Origin of the sequence: Bradyrhizobium ivorense (assembly GCF_900696085.1) — a bacterium.
Classification (GTDB): domain Bacteria; phylum Pseudomonadota; class Alphaproteobacteria; order Rhizobiales; family Xanthobacteraceae; genus Bradyrhizobium; species Bradyrhizobium ivorense.
In genome coordinates, this window is record NZ_CAADFC020000025.1 from 104,931 (window position 1) to 111,780 (window position 6,850).

Below are 6,850 nucleotides of genomic sequence, written 5' to 3' on the forward strand. Positions count from 1 at the left end.
TAATATCAATATGTTGTTAAAAAGTGTATGCAGAATGCAAAATGTGCTTGTCGTTTCACCGTCATTCGAACAGACTTCACGGCGGGCAGGGCAAGGCGACATGACCGTCAATGGCGACGGTCACGCGACGGGGAAACATCAATCTGCCGACAGTGGAGGAAGCCATGAGCGAACAGGTGTCCACCATCGCGATGACGGACGCGGCGAAGCCAACCGGCGTGCGCTGGAAGATTTTTCTGCTGATGCTGTTCCTGATCTCGATCAACTACATCGACCGCGCCTCGCTGTCGGTCGCGATGCCGCTGATCGCCAAGGAGTTCGACATCGATCCGGCGATGCAGGGCCTGATCCTGAGCTCGTTCTTCTGGACTTACGCCTTCATGCAGGTGCCGGGCGGCATGCTCGCCGATCGCTACAAGCCGCGGATCGTGATCGCGGCGGCGACATTCTTCTGGGGCGCATTCCAGGCGCTCGCCGCGCTCTCGACGAGCTGGTTCCTGCTGCTCTTGACCCGGCTTGGCCTCGGCGCGTCGGAGGCGCCGATCTATCCGGCCGGCGGCAAGCTCAACGCGATCTGGATGACGCAGACCGAACGCGGCCGCGGCGCCACCCTGCTGGACGGCGGCGCGCCGCTCGGGGCCGCCCTCGGCGCGATCGTGATCGCATGGCTGATCGCGGCGTTCGATTCCTGGCGGATGGCCTTCGTCATCGCCGGCGTCGGCACCATGCTGTGCGGCATCTGGGCCTGGCAGTACATCCGCAACGCGCCGCGCGAGCATCCCGGCGTCAACGAGGCCGAAGCGCGCTATCTCGAGGAGGCGCATGCGATCGAGGACGCGGCGACGCCGGCCGCGTCGGGTGCGGGCTGGGCAGCCTATTTCCGCTTCCGCTCGGTCTGGTGCATGTGCCTGGGGTGGATGTTCTTCAACACCACCTTCTACGGGCTTTTGACCTGGATGCCGAACTACCTGTTCAAGGTGCACGGCTTCGACATCAAGGCGCTCGGCGGCGCGTCCTTCATCATCTTCTTCGCCGGCTTCGTCGGTGAGCTGGTCGGCGGCTGGATCGGCGACAGCTGGCGGGAGCGGGGCGGCTCACCGAACATGGTGTTCCGCACCCTGTTCGGCATTGCCGCGATCATGGCGACGGTCTCGATCTTCCTGGTCGCCTACGTCACCAATCCGGTCGCGGTCGTGGTGCTGCTGTCGACCACGCTGTTCTTCCTGCGCTGGTGCGGCATGTACTGGGCGATCCCCTCGGCGCTGGCCGGCCGCGGCAAGTCGGGCTTCCTCGGCGGTTGCATGAATCTCGGCGGCAACATCGCCGGCATCACCACGCCGCTGATCGTCGGCTTCATCGTGCAGGCCACCGGCTCGTACTTCCTGGCGCTGATGTACTTTGCCACCGCAGGCATCGCGCTGTTGATCTGCTCGACGCTGATCGATTACAGCCGCAAGCTGCCGGTGTAAGCATGCTAGGATTGGATCGAGCACCAACCGCGAAGAAGCTGCGCTCCCTCTCCCGCTTGCGGGGGAGGGTTGGGGTGGGGGTGTCGCCACGAGCGGCACCCTTTGTGTGGAGGGAGCCCCCACCCGTATCGCATCTAACGATGCGATACGACCTCCCCCGCAAGCGGGAGAGGTGCAACGAGTCCGCGGGCGCACCGATTGATGAGGCTCGCGAATGACACGTCCCGTCCGCCTCGGCATGCTGACGCCGTCCTCGAACACCGCGCTCGAGCCGATCACCTATGCGATGCTGGCCGGCATCGGCGACGTCTCGGTGCATTTCTCGCGCTTCAAGGTGACGGAGATCGCGCTGTCGGACGCGGCGCTGCGCCAGTTCGATGCCAGCGAGATCCTGCGCGCAGCCGAATTGCTTGCGCATGCCAAGGTCGACGTCATCGCCTGGAACGGCACCTCGGCGAGCTGGCTCGGCTTCGATCGCGACGAGCGGCTTTGCGAGCAGATCACGGCATCGACCGGGATCAAGGCGTGCACCACGGTGCTGGCCTATCGCGACCTGCTGCGGCGGATCGGCGCCAGGCGCATCGGGCTGGTGACGCCGTACCGCAAGGACGTGCAGGACCGGATCATCGCCAACTGGAATTCGGAAGGGCTCAATTGCTTTGCCGAGCGGCATCTGTCGCTGCAAGACAATTTCTCCTTTGCCGAGGTGCGCGAGGCCGAGGTCGCGACGCTGATCGAGGAGGTCGTGCGCGAGGGCTGCGATGCCGCCGTCGTGCTTTGCACCAACATGCGGGGCGCCGGCGCCGCCGCGCGGCTGGAGCGGGAATTTGGCGTTCCCGTACTGGATTCGATCGCCGTGACGCTGTGGGCGTGCCTGCGTGCCACCGGCCGCGATCCGTCGCGCATTTCGGGGTGGGGTAGCCTGTTCACGAATCCCGATTTGCGCGCCAATGTGGCGATCGAGGGCAATATCGAAATGAAGGCGAACCGTGACTGAAATCAGAACGAGCCGGCGCAACAAGGATCCGAAGCGGCCCCAGCCGGTGACGGCGCTGCAGCGGCGCCGCTTGCGGGTGCCGCGCGTCGGCCTGCACGAGCAGGCGGCGGCACGGCTGCGCACCATGATCGTCCGCGGCGAGCTGTCGCCCGGACAGTCGCTGGGCGAGGCCGATCTGTCCGACGCGCTCGGCATCTCGCGCACCCCGCTGCGCGAGGCGCTGAAACAGCTCGCGAGCGAAGGCCTGGTCGAGCTGCGGCTCAACCACAGCGCGGTGGTGGCGCCGTTCCGCCGCGCCGAGCTGACCGAGCTGTTCGAGGCGGTCAGCGGCATCGAGCGCTGCGCCGCCGAGCTCGCCGCTTTGCGCATGGAGGAGGGCGACTTTGAACGGCTCGACGCGCTGCAGGAGAAGATCGAGTGGCATCACGGCCGGGGCGAGCTGCGCGAGTATTTTCAGACCAACCAGCAGATCCATTCCGCTATCGTCGGCTTTGCCCGCAACGCCGTGCTGAAGGCGACGCACGAGGCGCTGCTGGCGCGGGCGGAGCGCGCGCGCTTCTTTGCACTCTCGGTGCTCGGCCGCTGGGACGAATCGGTGCGCGAGCATCAGGAGATCCTGGCGGCGCTCAGGGATCGCGATGCCGCGCGCGCCGGGCAGGTGCTGGCCCACCATGTGCGCCGCACCGGCGAGATCGTCATCGAAACGCTGGATGACAACGCGGCCGCCGCCGCGGCGCCCGAGCCGCCCGCCAAGCCGCCGATCAAGCCGCGCGGCCGCAAGACGAGGAAGACCGAACGATGAAGATCCTGCTGCTCAACCCCAATACGACGGCGGCGGTGACCGATCTGCTGCACGCCGCCGGCAGCAAGGTGGTCTCGGCGGGGACCGAGCTGGTGCCGGTCACAGCGTCGCGCGGCGTGCCCTATATCGCGACCCGCGCCGAGGCCCAGATCGGCGGGGCGATCGCGCTCGAAATGCTGGCCGAGGCCGGCGACGGCTGTGATGCCGCCATCATCGCCGCGTTCGGCGATCCCGGCCTGTTCGGCGCGCGCGAGCTGTTTTCGTTTCCGGTCGTGGGTCTTGCCGAGGCCGCGATGCTTACCGCCTGCATGGTCGGGCGGCGCTTTGCCATCGTGACCTTCGCGGGCGTGCTGACGCCCTGGTACGAGGAATGCGTCGCCATGCACGGGCTCACCGCGCGCTGCGCCGGCGTCCGCGCGCTCGACGGTGCATTCCAGTCGATCTCCGAGGTGCAGGCCGAGAAGGAAGAACTGCTGGTGGCGCTGGCCAAGCAAGCCGTGGAGCAGGATCACGCCGACGTCGTCATTCTCTCGGGCGCGCCGCTCGCCGGGCTCGCGGCAAAAGTCCGCGATCGCATTCCCGTGCCGGTGATCGATCCGGTCGCCGCCGCGGTGCGCCAGGCGGAGACGCTCGCCGTGCTCAGGCCGCGCAAGGCGGTCGCCGGCACCTTCCGCCGGCCCGATCCCAAGCCGACGCGCGGGCTGGCGGAGCCGCTGGCCGCCGTCATCGAACACCGTTCACCGAAACAAGGAGCCCGCTGATGGCCTTCGACACCATCATTCGCGGTGGCACCGTGGTCACCGCCGCCGATACCTTTGGCTGCGACGTCGGGATCCGCGACGGCAAGATCGCGGCGCTCGGCCATGATCTCGGCGCGGCGGCTGAGATCATCGACGCGACCGATCGACTCGTGCTGCCCGGCGGCATCGACAGCCACGTCCATTTCGCCCAGCCGTCGGGTGACGGCATCGTGATGGCCGACGGCTTTGCTACCGGCACGCGCTCGGCGGCGTTCGGCGGCAACACCACCGTGCTGCCGTTCTGTCTGCAGGAGAAGGGCCAGACGCTGCGCGAGGCGCTCAAGAGCTATCACGCGCTGGCGGAAGGCGAATGCCATGTCGACGTCGCCTTCCATCTGATCGTCACCGATCCGACCGATCATGTGCTGGGCCAGGAGCTGCCGGCGCTGGTCGAGGACGGCTACACCTCGCTCAAGGTGTTCATGACCTATGAGGGGCTGGCGCTGTCGGATCGCGAATTGCTCGAGACCATGTCGGTGGCGCGCGAGACCGGCGCGATGCTGATGGTGCATGCGGAAAATTTTGACGCGATCCGCTTTCTCACCGACCGGCTGGAGCGCGCCGGCAATACCGCGCCGCGCTTTCACGCCACCTCGCGGCCGATCCCGGTCGAGCGCGAGGCCACCCATCGCGCGATCTCGCTGTCCGAATTGGTCGATGTCCCCATCATGATCGTGCATGTCTCGAACCGCGGGGCGATGGAGGAAATCCGCCGCGCGCAGCAGCGCGGTCTGCGGGTGATGGGTGAGACCTGTCCGCAATATCTGATGCTGACCGAGAAGGATCTCGATCAGCTCAACATGGAAGGCGCAAAATACGTCTGCTCGCCGCCGCCGCGCGATGTCGAGAGCCAGCAGGCATGCTGGGAGGGTTTGCAGCAGAAAGTGTTCTCGGTGTTCTCGTCGGACCATTGCCCGTTCCGCTACGACGATCCGCAAGGCAAGCTGGCGCCGAAGGGACGTACCAGCTTCCGCTGGGTGCCGAACGGCATCCCCGGCGTGGCGACGCGGCTGCCGATCCTGTTCTCGGAAGGCGTGGTCAAGGGCCGCATCGACCTCAACAGCTTCGTCGCCTTCAGCGCCACCAACCATGCCAAGATCTACGGCCTCTATCCGCGCAAGGGCACGATCGCGGTCGGCTCGGATGCCGACATCGCGCTGTGGGACCCGAAGCGTAAGACGACGATCCGCCACGAGCTGATCCATGACGGCTCGGACTACACGCCTTATGAAGGGCTCGAGGTCACCGGCTGGCCGGTGCTGACCATGGTGCGCGGCAAGGTCGTGGTCGACGACGGCAAGTTGGTCGGCAGCAAGGGCCACGGCGCTTACCTGCCGCGTGCCAAGCCGCCGGCCGCAGCAACCATTCGGTAACACGCGAAAAAGAAGGCAGGAGGTCACCATGCCCTACGCGACAGCAGACGACGGCGTCCGACTCTATTTCGAGGAGACCGGTTCGGGCCACCCGGTGATCCTGGTCCATGAATTCGCCGGGGATCTGCGCAGCTACGAGCCGCAGATGCGGCATTTCGGCAAGCGCTACCGCACCATCGCCTACAATGCGCGCGGCTTTCCGCCGTCGGACGTGCCGGAGCAGGTCGCGTCCTATTCACAGGCGCGTGCCGCCGATGACATTCTGGCGGTGCTCGATCACATCGGCGCGGACAAGGCGCACATCGTCGGCCTGTCGATGGGCGGCTTTGCCACGCTGCATTTCGGGCTTCGTCACCATGCGCGCGCGCTCTCGCTGTGCATCGGCGGCTGCGGTTATGGCGCCGAGCTCGACAAGCGCGAGACGTTTCGCGCCGAGGCCGACGTGATCGCGAATACGATCCGCAAGGACGGCATGCCGGCTTTCGCCGAGCGCTACGCCTATGGCCCGACCCGCGTGCAGTACGAGAACAAGGATCCGCGCGGTCACGCCGAGTTCAAGGCGATGCTGGCCGAGCACTCGGCGGTCGGATCGGCCAACACCCAGCAGGGCGTGCAGAAGGAGCGGCCGTCGCTGTACACGCTGACCGACGAGATGAAGCGGATCACGGTGCCGACGCTGATCATCACCGGCGACGAGGACTGGCCATGCCTGTTGCCCGGCATCCTGATGAAGCAGAACATTCCGTCCGCCGCGCTCGCAGTAATGCCGAATTGCGGCCACGCCATCAACATCGAGGAGCCCGACGAATACAACCGGATCGTCAGTGATTTCCTCGCGCAGGTCGAGAGCGGCCGCTGGCCGATGCGCGATCCGAGGGCGATGAGCACGTCGATCACGGGGATGAAGGACTGATTTGAATCTTGGATGCGGCCGAATCCATCTCCGTCATCCTGAGAGCTTGTGACCCTAACAGGGGTGACCGCGCCATTTGGCCCAGTAGAGCGATGGCGATCAGGGCGCAACCCTCAAGGTCGCTGGTGTTTGGTTATGCTGCTTGGGCCAGGAGCCTGTGTCCGGCGAGGACGTTGTTGGCGAGGGCGAACCAGCGCAGCACGGTGAGCACTTTTTCGCGACCCCGAACCGTGAACTGGCGCAGGCCCCAGTTGCGGAAGCGGGCGTTGATGCATTCGCCCGGCGCCCGGCGTTTGTAGACGCTCTTGCCGTGCAGGCTTTTCATCCGTCTGCGCCAGGCGGCCATGCCGGGGCCGTCCTCGGGGCGTGGTGCATAGGGATCGCTCCCATGCTTGCTGTTGGCCGGCGGGCCATAGACCTTGATCCCCTGGCTAGCAGCCCATTCGATGTCTTCGTGCTTGTTGAACCCGCCGTCGACAAGGTAACGCTTCGCGTG

At 66.1% G+C, this 6,850-nt stretch carries 6 protein-coding genes and 1 pseudogene; 6 read left to right on the forward strand and 1 reads right to left on the reverse strand.

All coding sequences use genetic code 11. The annotated features are described in order from the left end of the window. Window positions 1-164: 164 nt before the first annotated feature. From CI41S_RS30715 to CI41S_RS30740, 6 genes are all read left to right on the forward strand, one after another. A complete protein-coding gene (locus CI41S_RS30715) occupies window positions 165-1,469 on the forward strand; it encodes an MFS transporter (protein ID WP_139484154.1) in 1,305 nt (434 codons plus the stop codon). 214 nt (window positions 1,470-1,683) lie between these two features. Beyond that, window positions 1,684-2,466, forward strand: a complete 783-nt coding sequence (locus CI41S_RS30720; RefSeq protein ID WP_139862917.1) for a maleate cis-trans isomerase family protein — start codon at window positions 1,684-1,686, stop codon at window positions 2,464-2,466. Continuing rightward, window positions 2,459-3,268, forward strand: coding sequence for a GntR family transcriptional regulator (locus tag CI41S_RS30725; RefSeq protein ID WP_139484156.1), 810 nt, complete (start codon window positions 2,459-2,461; stop codon window positions 3,266-3,268). Before CI41S_RS30720 ends, CI41S_RS30725 begins: the two co-directional genes overlap by 8 nt. Continuing rightward, window positions 3,265-4,029 (forward strand): aspartate/glutamate racemase family protein, encoded by a 765-nt coding sequence (locus tag CI41S_RS30730; protein WP_139862918.1) that lies wholly within the window; start codon window positions 3,265-3,267, stop codon window positions 4,027-4,029. Before CI41S_RS30725 ends, CI41S_RS30730 begins: the two co-directional genes overlap by 4 nt. Then, window positions 4,029-5,441 carry a dihydropyrimidinase gene (hydA, locus tag CI41S_RS30735; RefSeq protein WP_139862919.1) on the forward strand — a complete coding sequence of 471 codons (1,413 nt, stop codon included), beginning with the start codon at window positions 4,029-4,031 and terminating at the stop codon, window positions 5,439-5,441. Before CI41S_RS30730 ends, hydA begins: the two co-directional genes overlap by 1 nt. Window positions 5,442-5,469: 28 nt before the next feature. Beyond that, the gene (locus CI41S_RS30740; RefSeq protein ID WP_139862920.1) at window positions 5,470-6,354 is read left to right on the forward strand and encodes an alpha/beta fold hydrolase; all 885 of its coding nucleotides are present in this window, start codon (window positions 5,470-5,472) and stop codon (window positions 6,352-6,354) included. A gap of 133 nt (window positions 6,355-6,487) precedes the next feature. Here the strand turns inward: CI41S_RS30740 and CI41S_RS30745 are convergent. After that, a pseudogene (locus CI41S_RS30745) lies at window positions 6,488-6,850 on the reverse strand (IS5/IS1182 family transposase); the annotation flags it as partial.

Coding starts and splice junctions, on each gene's coding strand:
- CI41S_RS30715 (WP_139484154.1), top strand. CDS start 165: ATGAGCGAACAGGTGTCCACCATCGCGATGACGGACGCGGCGAAGCCA.
- CI41S_RS30720 (WP_139862917.1), top strand. CDS start 1,684: ATGACACGTCCCGTCCGCCTCGGCATGCTGACGCCGTCCTCGAACACC.
- CI41S_RS30730 (WP_139862918.1), top strand. CDS start 3,265: ATGAAGATCCTGCTGCTCAACCCCAATACGACGGCGGCGGTGACCGAT.
- hydA (WP_139862919.1), top strand. CDS start 4,029: ATGGCCTTCGACACCATCATTCGCGGTGGCACCGTGGTCACCGCCGCC.
- CI41S_RS30740 (WP_139862920.1), top strand. CDS start 5,470: ATGCCCTACGCGACAGCAGACGACGGCGTCCGACTCTATTTCGAGGAG.